Origin of the sequence: Dolichospermum sp. LEGE 00240, from assembly GCF_015207875.1 — a bacterium.
GTDB lineage: Bacteria > Cyanobacteriota > Cyanobacteriia > Cyanobacteriales > Nostocaceae > Dolichospermum > Dolichospermum gracile.
The window spans coordinates 1-20838 of the sequence record NZ_JADEVZ010000083.1 but is presented as its reverse complement, the minus strand read 5'-3'; the positions used below and the strand labels follow the sequence as shown (position 1 = coordinate 20838).

The window sequence follows — 20838 nt, the reverse complement described above, 5'->3', positions numbered from 1 at the left end:
AAGTTAGTTTAATTTCACCTCAACAGGGCGGGGAAACCCCAGGGCGGGGAAACCCCGCCCCTACGGTTTTTGTATAGGAACTAGATCAAAGTGCGATCGCTCAAAATAGCCTATCATTAGGCTAGGTGTAACCTGTATTCCATAACTTCATGCCTTTCTCCGATTTCACTAATCCTTATAAAAATCCGGCTGACGTACCAGAAAAGTATCGCCAGCATATAAATCTACAGAAATTATTTAAAGCTGATGGTTCTTATGTGCGTCCAGCAGAAGACCCTGTAACAATATGGGCAATTCAGATTTTAGTGGAAGAGTACGGCGTTCCACTAGAAGCAATGGCATTAGAACTAAATGCGGATTTTGCCGAGGGAACTTATCAAGGCGGAAGACGCTATCTAGGGCGGGTGGACATTGTAGTTTACGATGACCGTTATGCTGACTCTATAGGTAATTTGGATGTAGCTTTTATTACAGTAGAGGCTATGGAAACAAATAAAAAAGTTGGTGGGACTGAAGCGGAAGGTTGGGTAGAACATCTTAACCGACTCAATTCTTATATGAGTGCTTCACCTTCTGCCCGTTATGCAATTTTAACCAGTGGGAAACAAACAGACATCTATCGTCGTGACCTTGATTATCCACGTAAGTTAGAAATAATTGGTAACTTACCTAAATATGAAAGCGCCAGTAAAGCAGCAGAAAATAGTCCCTTTATTGTAATTTTAAATCCTAGTGAAGCAGATGGAATTCAAACCGGACTCACACCTCTATCCCGTGATAAATTTCGGGAGGTTTTGGGAGATACCCGTTCTGGATGTCATTCTATTCTCAGAGATAATGAAGGTTTGCAGCCACAAGAAGCCGTTGATGCAATGGTTAAATTCTTGTTTGCTAAGTGGTACGACGAACAAGCAACTATTGACTTGGTAAAGCAAACAGGAGAATCACGGGCTTATGTATTTAGTGTCAGTAATGAAACAGACCCAGAACGTTTATTAGTTCAAGTCAGAGACACATTTGAAAAAGCCAAGCAGTGGGAACGGGACACACTAGCGAAAAAATTTGGTGATGATTTGGGTGTGCGTTTGGCTTTTAATGAAGCTGATGTGTTGCAATTCAAGCCACACACGACAATGGAAATCGTCAAGCGTTTACAGCCTTGGAGTTTGCGAAAATCTTCAGCAGATGTCAAAGGTGGAGTATTTGAGGATTTTTTAAGTAAGACTTTCCGCGATGATTTGGGGCAATATTTCACACCTACACCTGTAATTAATTTAATGGTAGGAATTTTGCAACCAACAGTAAATGATTATGTTGGTGATCCTGCTTGCGGTTCAGCGCGGATGTTGACTCACGTTTTGGATTATGTGCGTAAACAGGAATATGCAAAAGCGATCGCAAATAATGGTGGTAGTGCAGAAGGGATTAATCCTGAAGAACCAACCCAAGAGTTTATCAAGTTTCGAGATAATCATTTATTTGGGGCTGAATATTCTCGAAATGTCATGCACGTAGCGCGAGTTAATACTTTAATGAATGGCGCACAATATGCCGATTTAAAGGTTATGGATTCCCTGGAAAGATTGGGTAGTATTACAGGAGGAATTAAAGAAGGACTTCCAGAACGTCCTGGTTTTTATCTGGGAGGGTTAACGATGATTTTAACTAATCCTCCATTTGGATCTAAAGTGACAAATGATAATGTTTTGAAAGATTTTGCTTCTAGGGATGGAGTAACAAAGAAAAATGGTAAAGTTGTTAAAAGTATTCCCCAAGAAGTAGCTTTTCTTAATCGTTGTCTTGAATTTCTTGCACCAGGGGGAAAGTTAGCAATTGTTTTACCTGATGGTGTGTTAGCAAACAGTACAACGCAGGATGTAAGAGATTGGATTTTACGCTGGGCAAGATTAAAAGCAATTGTGAGTTTACCACAAGAAACTTTCAGACCCTATGGCGCTGCTGTAAAAACTAGCGTGGTTCTTCTAGAAAAGCGTGATATAGCTTTGACAGCAGAAAGTCAGTTAGAAATTGAGCAGGATGATAAGATTTACATGGCTAGGATTGATGATATTGGCTATGACGCATCTGGTCGTGTTTCTGCCTCAGAAGATGAAGTTAATGAACCTCCAGAAGTGAGAAAAGCAATTACAGATTTAGCTGGGTTATTAGGAAGGTAGTTAAATGGAAAAAACTATAGTTAATCTTTCGCAGTTACGTCAAAAGGGTGTCTGGAACTTTGAACCTTACTCCCAGTCGGTGACAGGTGCAATGGCTGAGTTAGAAAAAAGCCCTTTTCCAGTGGTTAAGCTGGGAACTTTAGTTGTTGAAGGAACTACTAAGCGTGGTTATTCCGTGACTGGTCTTGAAAATGTGGATGGTATTCCTTTACTCTCAATACGTAATATTTCAGCACAGGGTATTAATTTTAATCATGTACGCTATCTAAGTCCAGATGATCATAAGAAACTTGAAGCAACTCAAGTTCATAAGGGTGATGTGCTGGTTAGTTTAATCATGCGTCCGGGGATAGCTGCTGTTTATGAATCTGACGAACCAGCCAACATAGATACACACCTTGCAAGATTGCGCTTAACAGACAAGATTGATCCTGCTTACTTGGCTTTCTATCTCAATTCAGATGTTGGTCAAGCCCTTATTCACTCCCTTTCAACTGGTAGCATTCAACCTATGTTAACTATTACTGCTCTAAATGATTTGCTTGTAATTATCCCCCCTCTTGATGAACAAAAACAGATTGTTTCGGAGTCACGGCGATTAACAGAAGAGGCAGGGCAATTATCGGAAGCTGCTGAACATCACCGTGCTGAAGCCTATAAGCTTTTTGGAAAGCTATTTCAAGGGGCAGTCTAAATGATTCATGCTTGCTACTTAACTGTCTTTGAACAGCCACAGGAGGAATTAGAAAGAGCCTTGTATGATCTTTTCGATGACTTGGGTGCTGTATATGACGAATACGATTCAATACCTCTAAACCCATTAAATAATCAATATGAATTGCAAGCAGCAGTTACCCAAAATTTTGAGTTTCTCCTAAATGTACATTGGCAATCCCATATCAATTCTCATACTTTAATAACTTTTGACGTTGAAATGGCAGTTCCGGTTGAACCTGTCGAACTTGAGAAGGTTTTAGCACAGGCAGCAGAAACGTACTTTCCTAAATTAACACTTGTTTATAACTCTTATGGGGATGAGAGAAGTGAGAGATTATTCCCTTTAGTAATGAATTTTGAAAACGCAGTCAGAGAGTTTATTATATCTGTAATGCTCAAAAAGTATGGTTCTTGCTGGGAAGATACTCTTGATAGATATATAGAAGATGCTGAACAAAATCTTGAAAAATATAAAATGAAATATGGTTATAAGTGGGAAGATAGACTTAAAAAATATAAAGAATGTAAGAGTGAAGCATTAAAGAATAAGGAAAATGAAGCTAACTACCAGCAACATAATCCTCTACTTATGCAGTGGCTTTATTATGCAGATTTTACAGATTTATCAAAAATGATTAGTATAGTTGATGACTTAGAAGGAGGTTATAAGCTATCAAATTTACCTCAGTCAATTTTTGCTAATACTGTTAATAAAAATACACGAGATACAATCACGAGAAAAATTAATGACCTCCGTGTATTAAGGAATAGGCTGATGCACGGACGTTATCTAACAGGAGAGAATGAAGAGTTAATTAGATTGATTTGTAAAGAGTTTAAAGAGCTAATTATTCAGCCAGGATATATTAATAACTTTGAAAGTCGTAGGCTAACTGAAGACTAACTAATTGATAGAAGATAATAGATGTTAGTAGAGGAAGAGGTAACATGAAGGAGGGTAGTAAATACCAGCCACTCCTAGACTTTTTGTATAGCAGTGAACAAAATGAAATAATTTTATCATTTGCCGAAATCGAGCGTTTAATAAAAGAGTCCTTACCCAATTCAGCAAAAAGTAAACGGGCATGGTGGAGTAATCGCAGCAAAGGCGCATTACAAGCTTCAGCCTGGATAGAAGCAGGATATCGGGTTGAAAATGTTGATTTTGATCAGCAATGTATTACTTTTCGCCAATTTACTAATAGCGAAGAAGTGCAAATTGTAGATGGGAAAGTGGTATGGAATAGCAAATCAATTAAGGCATTACGTCTCCAAATTGGTTTAACACAGGCAGAATTTGCACAAGAGCTAGGTGTACGTCAGCAAACAGTTAGTGAATGGGAAAATGGAATTTATGAACCGACTCGCTCAAAGTCGAAACATTTAGACTTGGTTGCTAAAACAATCGGATTCAAATACGAGGTAGGAAGTTAGTCATTTAAATTTTTGACATTTACATGGTTAACAGGTATATTGTCAGAATAGCATCTGCTTCTGGCAACTGTCAAGCATGAATATAAAAAACACCGAACCCAAAGCTGGCAAGGTTACAGAAATCAAACCTTCCCTGAAGAACTACTATTACTGCGCTTGTTCAAGTGCCGAATGTGGCTATGGCTAGTCGTTCCCGGACTGCACGACCATGACGCAACCCAGCTTTTACCGCAACAGCTATGAAATGAGAGTGTTTAGAAGCGATGAAAACCCACTCACAGCAACCCACCAACAAAATTACAAATATTGTCAGAAGCCAGCAAATAAGTTTCCGACGCTTCCCGCTGACTTCCGGCTTCCTAAAGTAAGGAGACATTCACCATGATAAAACCAGTTGTTACCTAAAATCATCCTTGGGTGATAGTCAGAACTGTAATAATTACCCAATCTCACACCGTCGCCCGTTTTGCTAACCGCCAAGATGCTGATGACCATTTAAGATTTTTGCGTCGAACTATTCCCGACGGAGGTTTTGAGATCATGTTTGAATCACCAGAAGATGTAAAAGAAAACCTGAATATTGAATTACTGACTATCAGCCAAAAAAGGGGTGTAAATCGTGAGTTTTGATAATGTCTGTAAAATCCTAGCTGAAAAATATCCTCTTGATTTTGCCAACTGGTTGTTACCGGAAACAGTCGAAAAAATCAAAGTCTTAAAAACTGAACTCAGCATTGAACCAATTCGTGCAGATTCCGTTATATTGCTGCAAACAAAAAACAGAATCCTACATTTAGAATTTCAAACTAGAACCAAATCAGAAACTCCCATTCCCTTAAGAATGTTGGATTATTTTGTCAGATTAGTTAGACAATATCATCTACCTGTTACCCAAGTGGTGATTTTCTTGCAGGAAACAACTAATGAAATCGCTTTTACCGAGGCTTATATTGATGAAATGACAACTCATCACTATCGAGTCATCAGAATGTGGGAGCAAGATTCAGCTTTATTTCTCAATAACCCCGCATTACTTCCCTTAGCACCATTAACAAAAACAAATTCCGCCCCAGAGTTATTATCCCAAGTTGCCAGAGAAATTGCTAAAATTACAGATGTACCAGCCAGACAGAATACTGCTGCTTACACAGAGATTTTAGCAGGTTTACGATTCGAGAAAAATCTAATTCGTCAATTATTGAGTGAGGATATTATGCAAGAATCTGTAATTTACCAGGATATTTTGCAAAAGGGTGAACAGAAAGGAGAAAAAATAGGAGAACAGAAAGAAGCTTTTCGTTTCCTGAATCGTCTTTTGAATCGGCGGTTTGGGGAAATGGATTCATTTATAGTTGAACGGATTCGTTTATTACCTACTGAACAATTAGAAATATTGGGAGAAGAGTTTTTAGATTTTTCAGGAATATCTGATCTAGTTAATTGGTTAGATACACATATTCCTAGAAGTTTATAAGGTTTCTTCCAGATTCTCGATTTTTTTAAAAAGTCGGGAATCTAATTTTTGATTTGCTTTGTGACATTAGTTAAATGCAATACAACGGAGGGCGGGGAAACCCCGCCCCTACAGGCTTGGTGATGAAAAACCGTACCTCATGACAGCTAAAACTGCTGTAATTATCAATACTATTTATTTAATCCTGAATAAAAATTTACAAGCGGAATTAAACGAAACCAAATATATTAATTCTCTGGGTTTTAGAAAAAGTAGATTTTCTTATGCTTTTTTGAGAATTTTAAATTTTTAAGTATTGCAATCTGATAAAATTTGTAAGGTTTCTATAAGCTCTGAGCAATGGGATCGACTGGTGTAAGGATCGCAATTGACGCAATGGGGGGAGATCATGCACCCACTGAAATCGTCGCCGGCGCACTGCGGGCGCGAGAGGAACTGGGTGTAAAAATATTACTGGTTGGAGATCCCCAACAAATTGAGGCTATCATGCCGCCAAAGACAACTATGGCGGATTTGGAGATTGTTCCTGCCGAGGAAGCGATCGCTATGGATGAAGATCCTCTCAACGCAGTTAGACGCAAGCGGAAATCTTCCATCAACATAGCGATGGATTTAGTCAAAAATCAACAGGCAGATGCTGTATTTTCTGCTGGACACTCTGGTGCAGCTATGGCATCAGCTTTGCTGCGATTAGGCAGATTACCGGGAATTGACCGCCCAGCAATTGGCACAGTATTCCCCACCATCAAAGCCGGCAAACCAGTAATGATTCTGGATGTTGGTGCTAATGTAGACTGTCGCCCTAAATTTTTAGAGCAGTTTGCAGTCATGGGTTCAATTTACAGTCAGTATGTTTTGGGAACAGACAATCCCAAAATAGGTTTATTGAATATTGGCGAAGAAGATACTAAAGGTAACGAAGTAGCTCTCCGCGCCCACCAATTGTTACGGGAAAATACTCAAATTAATTTTACTGGTAATGCTGAAGGGCGTGATGTATTATCCGGTGAATTTGATGTGATTGTTTGCGACGGCTTTGTGGGTAATATTTTATTAAAATTTGCCGAAGCGGTTGGAGGCGTAATTCTACAAATTCTTCGAGAAGAATTACCCCAAGGGATACACGGTCAAATCGGTACAGCGATTTTAAAACCTAATCTGAAGCGCGTTAAACAACGCATGGATCATGCCGAACACGGAGGAGCTTTGCTTTTAGGTGTTAGCGGGATTTGTTTTATTGGTCATGGTAGTTCCCAAGCACCATCTATTTTTAGTGCCATTCGTATGGCTAAAGAAGCCGTAGATAATCAAGTGCTAGAAAGACTCCAATCCCAATATCAAATTCTCCAAAATGAAAGTAGTTAGCTATTATTTCTTCAACATGGAGATACTAAGTTAACAACTATTTGTCATTTGTCATCCAATTTTAGATTGCGGATTTTAGATTCATAAATACTTTTATAAATCTGAAATTCTTGATCTCAAATCTAAAATTGGGATTGTCATTGGTACTCGTTATTAATGCTCACAAACAAGACAACTGACAATTTACAAATGACACTTGACAATTGAGGAAAAAAAGAAGTGCAAAATTTTTTCAACAGTGGTATAGCGATTACAGGTAGTGGTTCAGCAGTCCCAACAACTCGTTTACACAACCAAGAATTAACTCAACTGGTAGAAACATCAGATGAGTGGATTGCCTCAAGAACAGGAATTCGTCAAAGACGGTTAGCATTGCCCCCTGATTCACTGACATCATTAGCCACTGCGGCTAGTCAACAGGCCATCACCGCCGCCGGCATCACAGCAGCAGACATAGATTTAATTTTATTAGCTACCTCCACGCCTGATGACCTGTTTGGAACTGCTTGTCGTGTTCAAGGTGAATTAGGCGCTACCAAAGCAGTTGCCTTTGACTTAACTGCTGCCTGTTCTGGCTTTGTCTTTGGTTTAGTCACAGCCGCCCAATACCTCAGAACAGGTGTTTATCAAAATGTACTTTTAATTGGGGCCGATATCCTCTCTCGGTGGGTAGATTGGCAAGATAGACGCAGTTGTGTGTTATTTGGTGATGGGGCCGGGGCAGTTATATTACAGGCTAATCAAAGCGATCGCCTATTAGGATTTTGCCTCAAAAGCGACGGTTCTCAAAACAATTGTCTCAACCTAGCCTATAACGCCTCTAGCACAGAATTAGCGCCAGATATTCACGTATCTACAGGCAAATATCATCCTATTACCATGAACGGTAAAGAAGTCTACCGCTTTGCTGTGCAAAAAGTCCCAGAAGTGATAGACAAAGCCCTATTTGCAGCTAATCTCAAAGTGGAAAATATAGATTGGCTAGTATTACATCAAGCGAATCAAAGGATTATCAATTCCGTTGCTGAACGCTTAGAGATTCCCGAACATAAAATTATCAGCAATGTCGCCGACTATGGTAACACCTCCGCTGCATCTATCCCCCTGGCTTTAGATGAAGCAGTGCGAGCCGGGAAAATTAAACCTAATGATATCATTGCCACATCTGGTTTTGGTGCCGGTCTTTCTTGGGGGGCAGCCATTTTTCAATGGGGAAGATAGATAAGTCAAAAATGACAACTGACAACTGACAACTGACAACTGACTAATAACAAATGACTAAAACTGCATGGGTGTTTCCCGGACAAGGTTCTCAAGCATTGGGAATGGGAATAGACTTGTTAACTCTACCATCTGCCAAAGAAAAATTTATTCAAGCTGAGGCAATTTTGGGTTGGTCTGTAATAGATATATGTCAAAGTGATATTGACACCTTATCAAGAACACTTTATACCCAGCCTAGTTTATATGTAATCGAAAGTATTATTGCTGATATTTTGCGAGAAAAAGGACAGCAACCAGACGTAGTTACAGGTCATAGTTTAGGCGAATATATAGCCCTTTATGTCGCTGGTGTCTTTGAATGGTCGGCTGGGTTACATTTGGTAAAACGGCGGGCAGAATTAATGGATAGTGCGGCTGGGGGAATGATGGCAGCATTAATGAACTTTGACCGAGAAGAATTAGAAAAAGTTATTAGCGCCACACCTGATGTAGTTTTAGCAAATGATAACAGTCCTCTCCAAGTTGTTATTTCTGGAACTCCAGACGCTGTACAGGCTGTGATGTCGCAAGTTAAAGCTAAACGGGCTATCCCCTTAAAGGTTTCCGGCGCATTTCATTCCCATTTAATGAAAGCAGCCGCAATGGAATTTCAAGAAGTTCTCGATTCCGTTATTTTTCAGTCAGCAAATATTCCAGTTTTATCTAATGTAGATCCAGTTCCAGCAATAGAAGCGGAAACTTTAAAACAGCGTCTTTCTCAACAAATGACTGGTTCTGTCCGCTGGCGAGAAATTTGTTTGCAATTAGTAGAAGATGGCATTGAGAAAGTTGTAGAAATTGGTCCTGGTAACGTATTAACTGGTTTAGTTAAACGAACTGCACCTAGTTTAATTTTGCAAAACATTCGTAATGCTGCTGAATTACCTGAATAAAGGAGTAGATTTGCCAGATCAATTCAAAATTAAATAAGTCCTAATGGGGACGATATTGGCAACATAAACTTTCTATGATGTCTGTGTTCTATTATCTAAACATTCAATATTGTTCGGTTAAAGAAATGTAAATTGGATTGAACGATAGTGAAACCCAAAAAATACTCATAAACCTTGGGTTTCGTTCCCCAAACTAACCTACCATATAATGATTTTTCGCCTTGACCGAACAGTGTTGGGTTTGGTTTACTTTCGTCAAACAAACCTACGCAATTTCATTGTTTGAACTTAACTAACAAATATTGTTTAAACATTTAGTTAATGAACCTCAGTAATTTATCAAAATTAAAGTAAGATAGCCAAAAACCCAACCTGACACTTTTTTGAAATTGCCTAAAACTTGCCATAATCAACCTGCAAACAAAACTAAAAATATTCATGAATACACTTGAACAAAAAACTTGGATGACGCAAGCAGAGTATGCTAAAATGGTAAGTCTAAGTATCCTGTAGTGGCTTTTACAGTTAGTGTGAAAGAACAACGGGCGATCGCTATAGAATTACTCATGATTATTGCCATCCATGCCACGATCTTAACTTACCTGGAGTTCCATGCCATTAAACTACTTCTTAGCTACTTCTTGCCCATTTGGATAGGCTATGGGGGGCTGATATTTTATATCTATACCAATCATCTGTTATGCCCCATGACAAATGTGAATGATCCTCTCATCAATAGTCTCTCTATTCGAGTTCCCAAACTATTTGACCTTTTGCATTTGAATTTTTCTTACCATACAGAACATCACATTTTCCCCGGTATGAATTCAGATTATGCGCCAATGGTGCAAGAACTATTACAAACACATTACCCGAAAAGATTCAACTTATTAAATGCTGGAAAAGCCTGGGAATTAATGATGCAAACACCCAGACATTACAAAAATGATCATACCTTCACAGATTGGTCTGGAAATAAATTCATAAACTGTCCAATCTTAGGGATAAATCTCACAGATCTATAGTCAAATTTAATCAGAACCTATGGAGAAGTAATCTAGAAACTTTCCCTTGTCAACTCGATTATATCTCCATCCAAAGACGTTCTAATTGTCTTTGCCAAGCTGCTAAAACTTGTTCTCTTCCCTGGGCATTTTGGTCAATATCTCCTAACAATCCTTCGGCATAAAAACGATCTAGATTTTGCATAGTTGCTTCTAAGGATTGTCCCTGTTGTTTTGCGGCTTTAATAATTTCGCGGATACGAGTTTCTACTAAATTATTGAAAACATCATGAACACCAGCTTGATATAATGAAATCAGACGAGCGATCGCATTAGCAAAATCTCCATTAGTCAAAGTCCCACTATTATGCTGAAATACTCCCCAAACTACATCATCATAAACAGCATACCGTGTTTCCTGAGTATCATCAAAATTAGCCTCTAGAAACTGCGTTATAAAGGCTGTAGCTTCTTGTAAAGGCATAATTGGCAATAACACCCGCAACCAAGTATTATCTTCTGAAAGCAGCACCAATAACCGAAAATCAGCAGTTTCTACTTGCCAAGAACCAGGAGCGATAGATTTTACAACTTCAGCACTAAATAACTCTGTTAACGTACCCGCTATGTCTTCCGGTGTCATAATTATTTTTGAACTTTATGATCTAGAGTAACGCTTTTTGGCATAGGACTTACCCAAGTTTCACACTAAAAATCTGTTGTCGGGTACTAATCTTAGCACTATTGACTTTTAGACTCAGTTGGTGATGTAGTCGCAGGTTCTAGTGGTGCGGGAGATTCTGCTGGTGGTGAATCAGCAGACTTTTGACGACGACGGAGGACTTCTGTTAAGCGTCTCTGACTTTTTTGTATTCTTTCGGTTCTACCTTCGTCCGATTGATTACTCGTGTCAGATTTTACGGGCTGAACTGAACGGCGACGGGCTGGAGATTCTTCTGTTTGCTTGGGTTGTTCAGGTTCAATAGACTGACGGGGTAGTGAAACTGGTTTACTTTTGGAGGGTGCAGATTCTTGTCTCTGTCTAGTTATATTTTCGGATGGAATATCGGTAATAATAACATTCGTTTTTCTGCGATTGCGTTGACGTGATTCTATCGAAGTGGAAGCAGCAGCTTCTTGTTCCGGTTTTTTATTAATGGCTTCTCGCTGTTTTTCTATTTGGCGTTCTTGAAGTTTACGGTGACGCTGTGATCCTTTAATAGCAAAGTTAACCGAGGCTCTTACTCCTTCTCTTCCTGCTTCTGTGGGCGTTAATTTCCACTCTTGAGCAGCTTTTTGAGCAGCTTCATCTAGTTCACTATCACCACTGGAACGGATCAACCGTACTCTCGTAACATTACCTTGATTATCTGTGTCAATAGCAACTTCTGGATTTCCTTCTGTGCCTCGCCGTCTGGCTCTCTCTGGATACTTAATTTGACACTGTAGACAATCCGCACGATTCAATTTAGAACTGTTTTCGATGGGAGGTTTGGGTGCAGTAGCTATTGGTGTATTTTCTGGCTTTGCTGTGTTTCCCACACCATTACCGGAATTGTTTCCCACACCATTACCGGAATTATTTCCCACACCATTACCGGAATTATTTCCCACACCATTACCGGAATTATTTCCCACACCATTACCGAAATTATTCACCACACCATTACCGGAATCTTTACCTAAAATATTTCTCCAGCGATGATTACCTAAATTATTTAAAATATTTCTATTCTGCAAAACTGGCGTGGAAGTAGTGGAGTTGCTGGGGATAATATTAGAACTAGTATTGGGTTGAGTTTCTGGCTTTAATAATGGGATTTCTGTAGGTTTAGTTTCTGATTGAGGTTGAGTAGATGCTAGGGTATTTGAATTTTCATCTAATTTTGGAATTGGTTTAGTTTCTGTCGGGATTGGTGCTATTGTTGGTTCAGGATTTGTGTTGACTACTGGGGTATTTTTTACAAGATTTGGTATGATTGCGGTTTGAGGAGGCGTGAGTATTGGGGATTGTTTACTAAGAAGATTATTATTGGCTGTTGGTTGAGACTGTTTGCTTACAGGTGCAACAGAAGACTTAATTTTACTAATAGTTACTTTTTTAGGTATGGAAATTTCGCCACCTTCATTACCACCACCAGAATTTGTTTTTGGTTGGGATTTGATCTCTACTGGTGGTTGGATTGGTTTCTGAGGGGGAGTTTCCAAAATTGTCAATTCAACTGGTTCACTTATAACTTCAGGTACTTTGAAGAAAAACTTATTAATAGCTAAAGCTAGTAGTCCAGTATGTAATGCTAATGAGCCAATAAAACTAAAAACAAGAAAAGTTTTTAAGGCTTCAGCCTCTTTTTCGCGTTGCTCTATAGTGATGCTTGATAAACTCATATTTTATGATTAGTTATGAATAATATGACAGTTATTACGCTTGATGAAACACAATCTAGGGCGGGGAAACCCCGCCCCTACCGGCTTTGCGGGTTGCTGACTGTATCTCACAAAGAGTGAATACTGCTATAACTATAGGAATAATAAGCGAAAAGCCCCGCACATTGTTAAGCCATCAAGTTAGTCTTTTTGTAGTTATTCACTCCCCCCCTCTAAAATTATCGAAACCCTTGATCTCTCGTTAAAGATAGGGGGGAGTGTGAACAGTTACTACCTTTTTGGCCAGCCTTTATCAGCTTGTTCTAGTACATAAGCAGCTACGTTTTCTATTTGTGCTGGTTTTAATCTCCTACCAAAGGCTGGCATTGCGCCTTTACCCTTAGTAACTTGAGCAATAATTTTTTCAGCCGAGTACATATCGTACTTTTCTAAAGCCTCTTTCTTCAAGGTTTTCGCGCGATTAACTATATTCCCACCCCCCGTGTGACACTGAGCGCAATTAGCCTTAAATATTGCCGCGCCACTAGCAGCGTCCGCGGCCAAAGCCGGACTACTGAAGGCAAACGTGAAGATAGTTATGCCTAGTAATAATATTGAGATGATCTTTTTCATGTGGTGTTCTCTCTACAACAATGTCTGAATCCGTGCAAGTATCCTCTACAATTCTCATTTGATTTTGTGGGATTAGTCAAACGACAAGCTGTCAAACTTGGTTCTCAATTATGGGAAATTGGCGATTAATTGATTGATAGCTTGAGGGTTTAGGCTGAAGGTAAATTTATGTGAATTTAAATTTACAATTAGCAAAAGGAAATTAATTATGAAACATAAAAGGTAAATTATTCGGATTCCTCCTTGATCTTTTAAACTTCATTTTTGATTGGCTAATCCTGAAATACCCTTTTCAGTGACACGACAAATCCGCCAATCATCTAAAATATCCGCGCCCATATTCCGGTAAAATGCTTGGGCTGACACATTCCAATCTAAAACGCTCCACTCTAAGCGTCCACAATCCCTTTCTAAAGCTATTTGGGCTACTTTTGCCAAAAGTGCTTTACCAATGCCTTGGCGGCGATATTCTGGCGAAACAAAGATATCTTCGAGGTAAAGTCCTGGCTTGGTGAGAAATGTTGAATAATTATGAAAAAATATAGCAAAACCTACAGCTTGACCTTGAGATTCAGCTAAGATTGCGTCTACATATTTTGGTGAACCAAATAAATGATCTTTGAGGGCTTCAGCATTACCAATCACAGCATCGGATAGTTTTTCATATTTTGCAAGTCCTTGAATTAATGCAAATAGGGTATGAGCATCACTGGGTTGGGCAAAACGGATGATTAAATTAGTCATTGGTCATTGGTCATTGGTCATTAGTTTACAGTTTATACTTAAGAGGTTTAATTTTTTAACAACTAACAACTAACAACTGACTAATGACTAATGACTAACAACTTATACTAACCAGCCTTTTAACCGTTTGGCTATGTGGGGGCGACGTAACTTTCGCATGGCTTTACTTTGGATTTGACGAACTCGTTCGCGGGAAAGGTTAAACATATTACCCACTTCTTCGAGAGTGCAGGGTTCGCTGCTGGTGAGTCCATAGCGGAGGGAAATAACATCTTTTTCCCTTGGGGTGAGTACGTCTCCTAGAACTTCCCAAATTTCCTGACGCATCATATTTTCGTTCATTTTTGCTTCGGGAGACTGGTTATCTTCATCTTCTAGCAAGTCCATTAATTCTGTGTCTTCTTCTTTACCGACACGGTGGTTAAGGGAAAGTGCTTGTCGTCGAAGTTGTTGCAGTTGACGTAGTTGGTGAACCGTAATTTCCAAAGATTCAGCCATTTCGGCTTCCGTTGGGTTACGAGAGAGTTTTTGTTTGAGTTCCCGTTGGGCTTTTTTTAGTTTATTAAGTTTCTCAACAATATGGATTGGTAAGCGAATAGTTCGGGCATCATTAGCGATCGCTCTGGTAATTGCTTGTCTAATCCACCAATAAGCATAAGTAGAAAACTTATATCCTTTATCGGGATCAAATTTTTCAGAAGCGCGGTTTAAACCCATTGCTCCTTCCTGAATCAAATCGAGAAAAGGGACACCACGATTTAAATATCGTTTAGCAATAGATACAACTAACCGGAGATTGGAGCGAATCATTTTTCGCTTGGCGACTCTACCTTGATACAAGCGGCTTTCCAGTTGTTTTTCTGTCATTTCTAACTGCAAAGCCACCTGAACCTTACTAGGGTGCGCTCCTAGTTCCAATTCCAATGCTGCTTGCAATTCTTTGACTTCTTCCAAAAATCTCACTCGTCTGGCTAATTCCACTTCTTCATCAGGTTTGAGTAGTGGATAACGCGCCATTTCCTTAAAAAATGCACCGACCGCATCATCATTTTCGGTTTTATTATATCCCGAAGGACGGGCTGCGGCCATGTCATCGCCATTGCGTTCTTCTGATTCCAGGTTTTCGACAATTGCAGTATCTTCATATACTACCTGATCTAAACTCTCGATTGATGGTTCTTCATGATCAGTAATATTCTCTAGTATTTCCATTGTTCCCAATTCAGCAAGATTCATAGTTTCCTTTAGGGATGGTTGCTTTGTTTGGTACATAATTTAATCACAACAGCCTGTTTCAGACTGGGTAGTTTTCCCTTCAGGACAAATACACCCTTTTTCTCTAGCAAAAGACTCTCTTTTTGATCATTCCTTATCTGGAAGGTAAATCAGTATTTGTCCATTATTTTTGGTTATGGCTAGATACAACCTATGATCATTACTGGTTTTAGCACCCACAAAAAACTATCTTTTTTGGCAGATATCTCGGCATATTCTTCATTCTTTTCTTAATTAGCAAATATGTCAAACCCCCTGATACTCACTTTAACAAATATCCAAAATGTGGATAAACACTCCTATATATCCATCCTAAATGATCTGTGAAAAAATCTATTGCTTGTTGCCTGTTGTCTGTTTAGCACCTCCATGAATAAGCCAGGAAAGCTATATATTAAATTTTTGTGTATTTTTTGCAAAGTTTCTATGTTTGTCCGGGTTGGCAGATGAGAGTAATTGGATAAATCGCCATTTTGTTACTAGAGTTATTTCTACGAAAATTTACTAAATAATCCAAAATACAAAAATAGAAACTTCCAATCCGGATAGTATTTATCGTTTAAAAGCATCGCATATTAAAAAAATATTTAATATCTATCAATAGGTGGAAAAACTCTATGCCTGATTTCGTAGTTCAAAATGAGTTTTAATTAATAACACAATTACGGAAGAAGTTATAAATAATAATTCAACACTTAATGCGCTGATGGGATATAGATGGCATGGGTATTTAAGAGTTAGAATACTTGTGATACGAGAATTTGTCTAAAAGGTTTATCTCAGATTTATTCTATATTTTGAATCCTGACTTCATTGCCTATTACTCATAATTCCTCATTCTCTGAATGTATTTCTCAAGATAGATTTGGCAGATTGCGAACACAAGTATGTAAGTAGGTGGGCGTTAAAAATTGTCGTTGGGGCAAGGGAACTCTTAACTGGGAACAGAAAGAGAGTTTTGACTGATTTTACTTTTCTTCACATACCTTTAAATTTTTCTGTTCACCTACTTAAATCAATTCTCAAGTATTTACTACTCGGATACTAGGAGATAATTTGTCTGGTAGATTACATAAATTCCAGATTATCAAGTATTATGTGTAATTGAAGTATTGTAAAATACTATTTACAGCAGGTAAAATCAAAGGATATAGTTAGGTAAGCTTGAATAGAATTAACCAAGTCTGTAAGTAGAATATTTGTTTATAAATTGAGAAATTATGTATACTATTAGTGTAAATTCATCGGTTATAGCCGTATCCGAACCAGGAGGATTATATCAATCTCAACCAAAGTTGTCCCAATGGGTTGAAGTGCTTGTAGATTGTCCAGGATGTTCAGATTTATTTACCTATAAAATACCCGAACAGTTAGAAATCAAACCAGGGGATATTTTAAGTGTTCCTTTTGGTGCAACACAGGTAGGTGCGATCGCTATTCGCTTATTAACTCACCCACCAACAGATTTAGCAATAGAAAAAATTCGAGAAGTAGAAGATGTAGTTAGTGAAGGGTTTTTCCCTCCTGGTTATTGGATTTTGCTTAATCGTGTTGCAGCTTATTACTATACACCTCTAATTCAGGTAATTCGCGTCGCATTACCACCGGGATTATTAGGAAGATCACAACGTCGTCTGCGGTTGACTCCCTTGGGTAGAGAAAATCTTTCTATTTACATTAGCCCTACAGCCCAGCAAGTAATCACACTTTTACAAAAAACCCCCACAGCAGACTATAGTTATCACTACATTCAACAAAAAGTTAAAGCTGCATATCGAGGTATTCGGGAATTAATCCGTTTGGGATTAGCAGAAAACTATTTAGAACCGCCACGACTCACCCAACCTAAATTACAAAAAGCTGTCACACTTCTGGATAATCATGATGACGATTTAACAACCCGTCAAAAAGAAATTGTCGAAGTTTTACGCCGACAAGGCGGGGAAATGTGGCAAAGTGAATTATTGCAACTTTGCGCTACCAGCACATCTACGCTGAAAGCCTTAGTAGATAAAGGATATATAGTCATTGAAGACAGAGAAATATTACGTCGAGAACAAGGAGCAACAGTAGCCGGAGATTGGGCGAAATCCTTAACACCAGCCCAAAATAACGCCTTAGAAACAATTAATTCCTTAACTGGATTTACTCAAGTATTGTTACATGGGGTGACAGGTTCAGGAAAAACAGAAGTATATTTACAAGCCATATCACCGTTACTCGCCCAAGGAAAATCCGCCCTGGTTTTAGTTCCTGAAATCGGACTTACTCCCCAACTTACAGACAGATTCCGCGCCAGATTTGGAAACAAAGTCCACGTTTACCACAGTGCCCTTTCCGACGGTGAACGTTACGACACTTGGCGACAAATGCTCACAGGAGAGCCGCAAATCATCATTGGGACTCGCAGCGCCATTTTCGCCCCTTTACCCAATCTAGGCTTAATTATCCTGGACGAAGAACACGATAGCAGCTTTAAACAAGATTCCCCCATTCCTACTTACCACGCCCGCACTGTCGCCCAATGGCGAGCCGAATTAGAACATTGTCCCCTCATTTTAGGTTCAGCAACTCCTTCTTTAGAAAGTTGGGTAAGTAGAAATCATCAATATCTTTCATTACCAGAACGGATTAACTCGCGGCCATTACCACCTGTGGAAATAGTGGATATGCGTCAAGAGTTAAAAGAGGGAAATCGGTCTATCTTTAGTAGAAAGTTGCAAAATGCACTGCAACAATTGGAAGAAAAACAACAACAGGGAATATTATTTATTCATCGGCGGGGACATAGTACCTTTGTCTCTTGTCGCAGTTGTGGTTATGTATTGGAATGTCCCCATTGTGATGTTTCCCTAGCTTATCATCATGTGGAAGCGGGAGCGCCGGAATTATTGCGTTGTCATTATTGTAATTATGGGCGTTTACATCCTCCCCATTGTCCCGAATGTAGTTCCCCTTATTTAAAGTTTTTCGGAAGCGGTACTCAACGGGTAGCACAGGAATTAACTAAACAATTTCCCAATTTGAAAATAATTCGCTTTGATAGCGACACAACTACAAAGAAAGGTTCGCACCGTGAACTCCTGACTAAATTTGCTAATGGTGAAGCACATTTATTAGTAGGTACACAAATGTTAACAAAAGGGTTAGATTTACCCCAAGTTACCCTTGTGGGTGTCGTCGCTGCGGATGGATTATTGCATTTATCTGATTATCGCGCCAATGAACGCACATTTCAAACTCTGACTCAAGTTGCAGGAAGGGCAGGAAGAGGGGATGATCCAGGTAGGGTAATTGTCCAAACCTATACTCCAGAACATCCGATTATTGAAGCTGTGCAAAAGCACGATTATCAATCCTTTTGTGATGCAGAGTTAGCACAAAGACAAGCTCTGAATTATCCTCCTTATGGGAGATTAATTTTATTGCGGTTAAGTAGTTTAGATCCGATTCAAGTCCAAAATACAGCCCAAATCATTGCTACATTTTTAAGCAGTAAAGAAGGATTTGAGATATTAGGACCTGCACCTGCTAGTATTTTACGAGTAGCTAACCGTTATCGCTGGCAAATATTACTCAAGTTTGCTCCTGATGCTTTACCGAATTTACCAGATTGGCCAGAGGTGCGATCGCTTTCTCCCGCTTCTGTGAGTTTAACAATTGATGTAGATCCCATTAATATTATGTAGTCGCGGAAAATAAATTATTGTCTGAATCAGGATTTACAGGATTTAATGCTACTCCAACTCACATAAGACGTAATATGCAACTTACCAACAGTACCGCTTATCTTTTAGTATCCCATGGGAGTCGTGATCCTCGTCCAGATCTGGCTATGCAGCAATTAGCTGGGCTGTTAAGAGAGATATTACCCCCGGGTGAAAATTTCATAGAAGTTGCTACCCTAGAGGCAAATATCCAACCTTTACATTTGCAAATTCAAGATTTTGCTAATCGCGTTCAAGCTTTTGGCTGTAAAAAGCTGCAAATTATTCCCCTATTTTTGTTACCGGGATTCCATGTCATGACTGACATTCCCGCAGAAATCGCCCTGGTAGAACAGGTGATAAATAAAGGCATGATCATAGAATTGCGCCCTTATATTGGTAGTTATCCTGGGTTAGAAAAGTTTTTTGCTAAAATGATGATGACAGTTAAAGCAGATATAGCAATTATTTTAGCTCATGGTAGCCGCCGTGCTGGTTCTCATACCTCTGTGGAAAGTCTAGCAGCTAGTGTCGGCGCAGTTCCAGCCTATTGGTCTGTGCCTCCGAGTTTAGACACAAGAGTACAGGAATCAATTACTGCTGGTTATAGACAAATTGCGATTTTTCCCTATTTTTTATTTACAGGTGGGATAACTGATGCGATCGCACAAGCAGTAGAAACGCTAAAATTACAATTTCCGTCAGTCAGTTTTCAACTCGCACCACCTTTGGGAACAAGTCGAGAATTTGCTGATTTAATTGAGAATTTCATCACAGAAGAGGAAAAAGTTGTTGGGTAAAGTCTATTTAGTCGGCGCTGGTCCTGGAGATCCTGGACTCATGACTCTCAAAGGCAAAGGTTTATTAGCTTGTGCAGATGTGGTTATTTATGACGCTTTGGTGAGTCCAGAAGTGCTGGAAATGATCAATCCCCAAGCTGAACAAATCAACGCGGGTAAACGCATGGGTAGACATTCACTGTTACAAGAAGTCACCACCCAATTACTCATTGAAAAAGCCGAAAATCATGCCATAGTTGTTCGCCTCAAAGGTGGTGATCCTTTTATCTTTGGTCGTGGTGGGGAAGAAATGGCGGAATTAATAGCCGCAGGTATCCAGGTAGAAGTTGTCCCCGGAATTACATCAGGAATCGCCGCAGCGGCCTATGCTGGTATACCCTTAACCCATCGGCTTTATAGTTCTTCTGTCACTTTTGTAACTGGACATGAATCCGCTGGTAAGTATAAACCCCAAGTAAACTGGCAAGCCATAGCTCACGGCTCGGAAACTATAGTAATTTATATGGGTATTCACAATTTACCCTACATTATTGAACAATTTACCCTAACTGGATTGAGTTTAGATACACCTATTGCTTTAATTCGCTGGGGAACTCGGCCAGAACAGGAAGAATTAATTGGTGAATTGGGGACAATTGTCGAACAAGTGGAAGCCAAGGGATTTCTTGCACCGGCAATAGCTGTAATTGGTGCAGTCGTTAAGATGCACGGTATATTATCTGGTTCTGTACAGGAGAAAAAATGATAAACTAGTAGACTGCGGCGTAAATAAACCAACCATTCTTAATCGTCAAAAAGCTTACTCAATATTACTTTTGACCTTTAACTTTTGACTTCTGCTTTCCGGTAGTAGTTTGTAACCCACATTCCGCAGATACTAAAGCAAATTTAGGAATTAAAAATTTAGAGAAAGTAAAGCCTGAAAAGATTGCCGAGCAAAGATTTCAGGCTTTTATTTGTTAAAATAGTGTGATCAAATAGAGAG

The 20838-nt window shown here is 39.2% G+C and carries 19 protein-coding genes; 13 read left to right on the top strand and 6 right to left on the bottom strand.

From position 1 onward, the window contains the following. The first annotated feature begins 149 nt into the window (after positions 1–149). From IQ226_RS21155 to IQ226_RS21140, 4 genes are read left to right on the top strand one after another with little or no spacing between them, the layout of a single operon-like run. Positions 150–2177, top strand: a complete 2028-nt coding sequence (locus IQ226_RS21155; RefSeq protein WP_193898683.1) for an N-6 DNA methylase — start codon at positions 150–152, stop codon at positions 2175–2177. A gap of 4 nt (positions 2178–2181) precedes the next feature. Then, entirely contained in the window at positions 2182–2871 is a 690-nt protein-coding gene (locus IQ226_RS21150) for a restriction endonuclease subunit S (RefSeq protein WP_193898681.1), read from the top strand. Beyond that, positions 2872–3798, top strand: coding sequence for a hypothetical protein (locus IQ226_RS21145; protein ID WP_193898680.1), 927 nt, complete (start codon positions 2872–2874; stop codon positions 3796–3798). A 44-nt stretch (positions 3799–3842) separates the two neighbouring features. Continuing rightward, on the top strand, positions 3843–4328 hold the full coding sequence (locus IQ226_RS21140; RefSeq protein ID WP_027402247.1) for a DNA-binding transcriptional regulator: 486 nt from the start codon (positions 3843–3845) through the stop codon (positions 4326–4328). Positions 4329–4488: 160 nt separating this feature from the next. Here IQ226_RS21140 and IQ226_RS21135 read toward each other — a convergent pair whose 3' ends face one another. Then, positions 4489–4704: a hypothetical protein gene (locus tag IQ226_RS21135; protein WP_193898678.1), complete on the bottom strand. Its 216-nt coding sequence runs from the start codon at positions 4702–4704 to the stop codon at positions 4489–4491. Between the two features lie 41 nt (positions 4705–4745). Between IQ226_RS21135 and IQ226_RS21130 the strand changes: the two genes are divergently transcribed. The 6 genes from IQ226_RS21130 (at position 4746) to IQ226_RS21105 (ending at position 10348) form a co-directional block, all read left to right on the top strand. After that, positions 4746–4958, top strand: coding sequence for a hypothetical protein (locus tag IQ226_RS21130; RefSeq protein ID WP_228039580.1), 213 nt, complete (start codon positions 4746–4748; stop codon positions 4956–4958). Beyond that, positions 4948–5802 (top strand): DUF4351 domain-containing protein, encoded by an 855-nt coding sequence (locus IQ226_RS21125; protein ID WP_193898676.1) that lies wholly within the window; start codon positions 4948–4950, stop codon positions 5800–5802. Before IQ226_RS21130 ends, IQ226_RS21125 begins: the two co-directional genes overlap by 11 nt. 339 nt (positions 5803–6141) lie before the next feature. Next, a complete protein-coding gene (plsX, locus tag IQ226_RS21120; protein WP_027402242.1) occupies positions 6142–7167 on the top strand; it encodes a phosphate acyltransferase PlsX in 1026 nt (341 codons plus the stop codon). A 219-nt stretch (positions 7168–7386) separates the two neighbouring features. Continuing rightward, the gene (locus tag IQ226_RS21115) at positions 7387–8388 is read left to right on the top strand and encodes a beta-ketoacyl-ACP synthase III (RefSeq protein ID WP_193898674.1); all 1002 of its coding nucleotides are present in this window, start codon (positions 7387–7389) and stop codon (positions 8386–8388) included. A gap of 53 nt (positions 8389–8441) precedes the next feature. Beyond that, a complete protein-coding gene (gene fabD, locus IQ226_RS21110) occupies positions 8442–9323 on the top strand; it encodes an ACP S-malonyltransferase (protein WP_193898672.1) in 882 nt (293 codons plus the stop codon). Positions 9324–9835: 512 nt separating this feature from the next. Further along, positions 9836–10348, top strand: a complete 513-nt coding sequence (locus tag IQ226_RS21105) for a fatty acid desaturase (protein ID WP_370567206.1) — start codon at positions 9836–9838, stop codon at positions 10346–10348. A 58-nt stretch (positions 10349–10406) separates the two neighbouring features. Here IQ226_RS21105 and IQ226_RS21100 read toward each other — a convergent pair whose 3' ends face one another. The 5 genes from IQ226_RS21100 to IQ226_RS21080 all read right to left on the bottom strand — a co-directional run bounded on the left by IQ226_RS21100 (position 10407) and on the right by IQ226_RS21080 (position 15343). Next, complete coding sequence (locus tag IQ226_RS21100; protein WP_193898670.1) at positions 10407–10970, bottom strand: hypothetical protein; 564 nt, start codon at positions 10968–10970, stop codon at positions 10407–10409. 98 nt (positions 10971–11068) lie between these two features. Next, positions 11069–12715 (bottom strand): energy transducer TonB, encoded by a 1647-nt coding sequence (locus IQ226_RS21095; protein ID WP_193898668.1) that lies wholly within the window; start codon positions 12713–12715, stop codon positions 11069–11071. Positions 12716–12985: 270 nt separating this feature from the next. Continuing rightward, a complete protein-coding gene (gene petJ / locus IQ226_RS21090) occupies positions 12986–13327 on the bottom strand; it encodes a cytochrome c6 PetJ (protein WP_193898666.1) in 342 nt (113 codons plus the stop codon). A 258-nt stretch (positions 13328–13585) separates the two neighbouring features. Further along, positions 13586–14071: a GNAT family N-acetyltransferase gene (locus IQ226_RS21085; RefSeq protein WP_193898664.1), complete on the bottom strand. Its 486-nt coding sequence runs from the start codon at positions 14069–14071 to the stop codon at positions 13586–13588. Positions 14072–14173: 102 nt separating this feature from the next. Further along, positions 14174–15343 (bottom strand): RpoD/SigA family RNA polymerase sigma factor, encoded by a 1170-nt coding sequence (locus IQ226_RS21080; RefSeq protein WP_027402234.1) that lies wholly within the window; start codon positions 15341–15343, stop codon positions 14174–14176. 1223 nt (positions 15344–16566) lie between these two features. On the opposite strand from IQ226_RS21080, the gene priA reads away from it, so the two are divergent. From priA to cobA, 3 genes are all read left to right on the top strand, one after another. After that, a complete protein-coding gene (gene priA / locus IQ226_RS21075; RefSeq protein WP_193898662.1) occupies positions 16567–19035 on the top strand; it encodes a primosomal protein N' in 2469 nt (822 codons plus the stop codon). 74 nt (positions 19036–19109) lie between these two features. Beyond that, positions 19110–19853: a sirohydrochlorin chelatase gene (locus IQ226_RS21070; RefSeq protein ID WP_193898660.1), complete on the top strand. Its 744-nt coding sequence runs from the start codon at positions 19110–19112 to the stop codon at positions 19851–19853. Further along, on the top strand, positions 19846–20598 hold the full coding sequence (cobA, locus tag IQ226_RS21065) for a uroporphyrinogen-III C-methyltransferase (RefSeq protein WP_193898658.1): 753 nt from the start codon (positions 19846–19848) through the stop codon (positions 20596–20598). The genes IQ226_RS21070 and cobA overlap by 8 nt, the downstream gene beginning before the upstream one ends. Positions 20599–20838: the final 240 nt, after the last annotated feature.

Bases quoted from the DNA above. Each gene is read 5' to 3' on its own strand.
- IQ226_RS21155 (WP_193898683.1), top strand. From the start codon at position 150: ATGCCTTTCTCCGATTTCACTAATCCTTATAAAAATCCGGCTGACGTA.
- IQ226_RS21150 (WP_193898681.1), top strand. From the start codon at position 2,182: ATGGAAAAAACTATAGTTAATCTTTCGCAGTTACGTCAAAAGGGTGTC.
- IQ226_RS21145 (WP_193898680.1), top strand. From the start codon at position 2,872: ATGATTCATGCTTGCTACTTAACTGTCTTTGAACAGCCACAGGAGGAA.
- IQ226_RS21140 (WP_027402247.1), top strand. From the start codon at position 3,843: ATGAAGGAGGGTAGTAAATACCAGCCACTCCTAGACTTTTTGTATAGC.
- IQ226_RS21135 (WP_193898678.1), bottom strand. From the start codon at position 4,704: ATGTCTCCTTACTTTAGGAAGCCGGAAGTCAGCGGGAAGCGTCGGAAA.
- plsX (WP_027402242.1), top strand. From the start codon at position 6,142: ATGGGATCGACTGGTGTAAGGATCGCAATTGACGCAATGGGGGGAGAT.
- fabD (WP_193898672.1), top strand. From the start codon at position 8,442: ATGACTAAAACTGCATGGGTGTTTCCCGGACAAGGTTCTCAAGCATTG.
- IQ226_RS21100 (WP_193898670.1), bottom strand. From the start codon at position 10,970: ATGACACCGGAAGACATAGCGGGTACGTTAACAGAGTTATTTAGTGCT.
- IQ226_RS21095 (WP_193898668.1), bottom strand. From the start codon at position 12,715: ATGAGTTTATCAAGCATCACTATAGAGCAACGCGAAAAAGAGGCTGAA.
- petJ (WP_193898666.1), bottom strand. From the start codon at position 13,327: ATGAAAAAGATCATCTCAATATTATTACTAGGCATAACTATCTTCACG.
- IQ226_RS21085 (WP_193898664.1), bottom strand. From the start codon at position 14,071: ATGACTAATTTAATCATCCGTTTTGCCCAACCCAGTGATGCTCATACC.
- IQ226_RS21080 (WP_027402234.1), bottom strand. From the start codon at position 15,343: ATGTACCAAACAAAGCAACCATCCCTAAAGGAAACTATGAATCTTGCT.
- priA (WP_193898662.1), top strand. From the start codon at position 16,567: ATGTATACTATTAGTGTAAATTCATCGGTTATAGCCGTATCCGAACCA.
- IQ226_RS21070 (WP_193898660.1), top strand. From the start codon at position 19,110: ATGCAACTTACCAACAGTACCGCTTATCTTTTAGTATCCCATGGGAGT.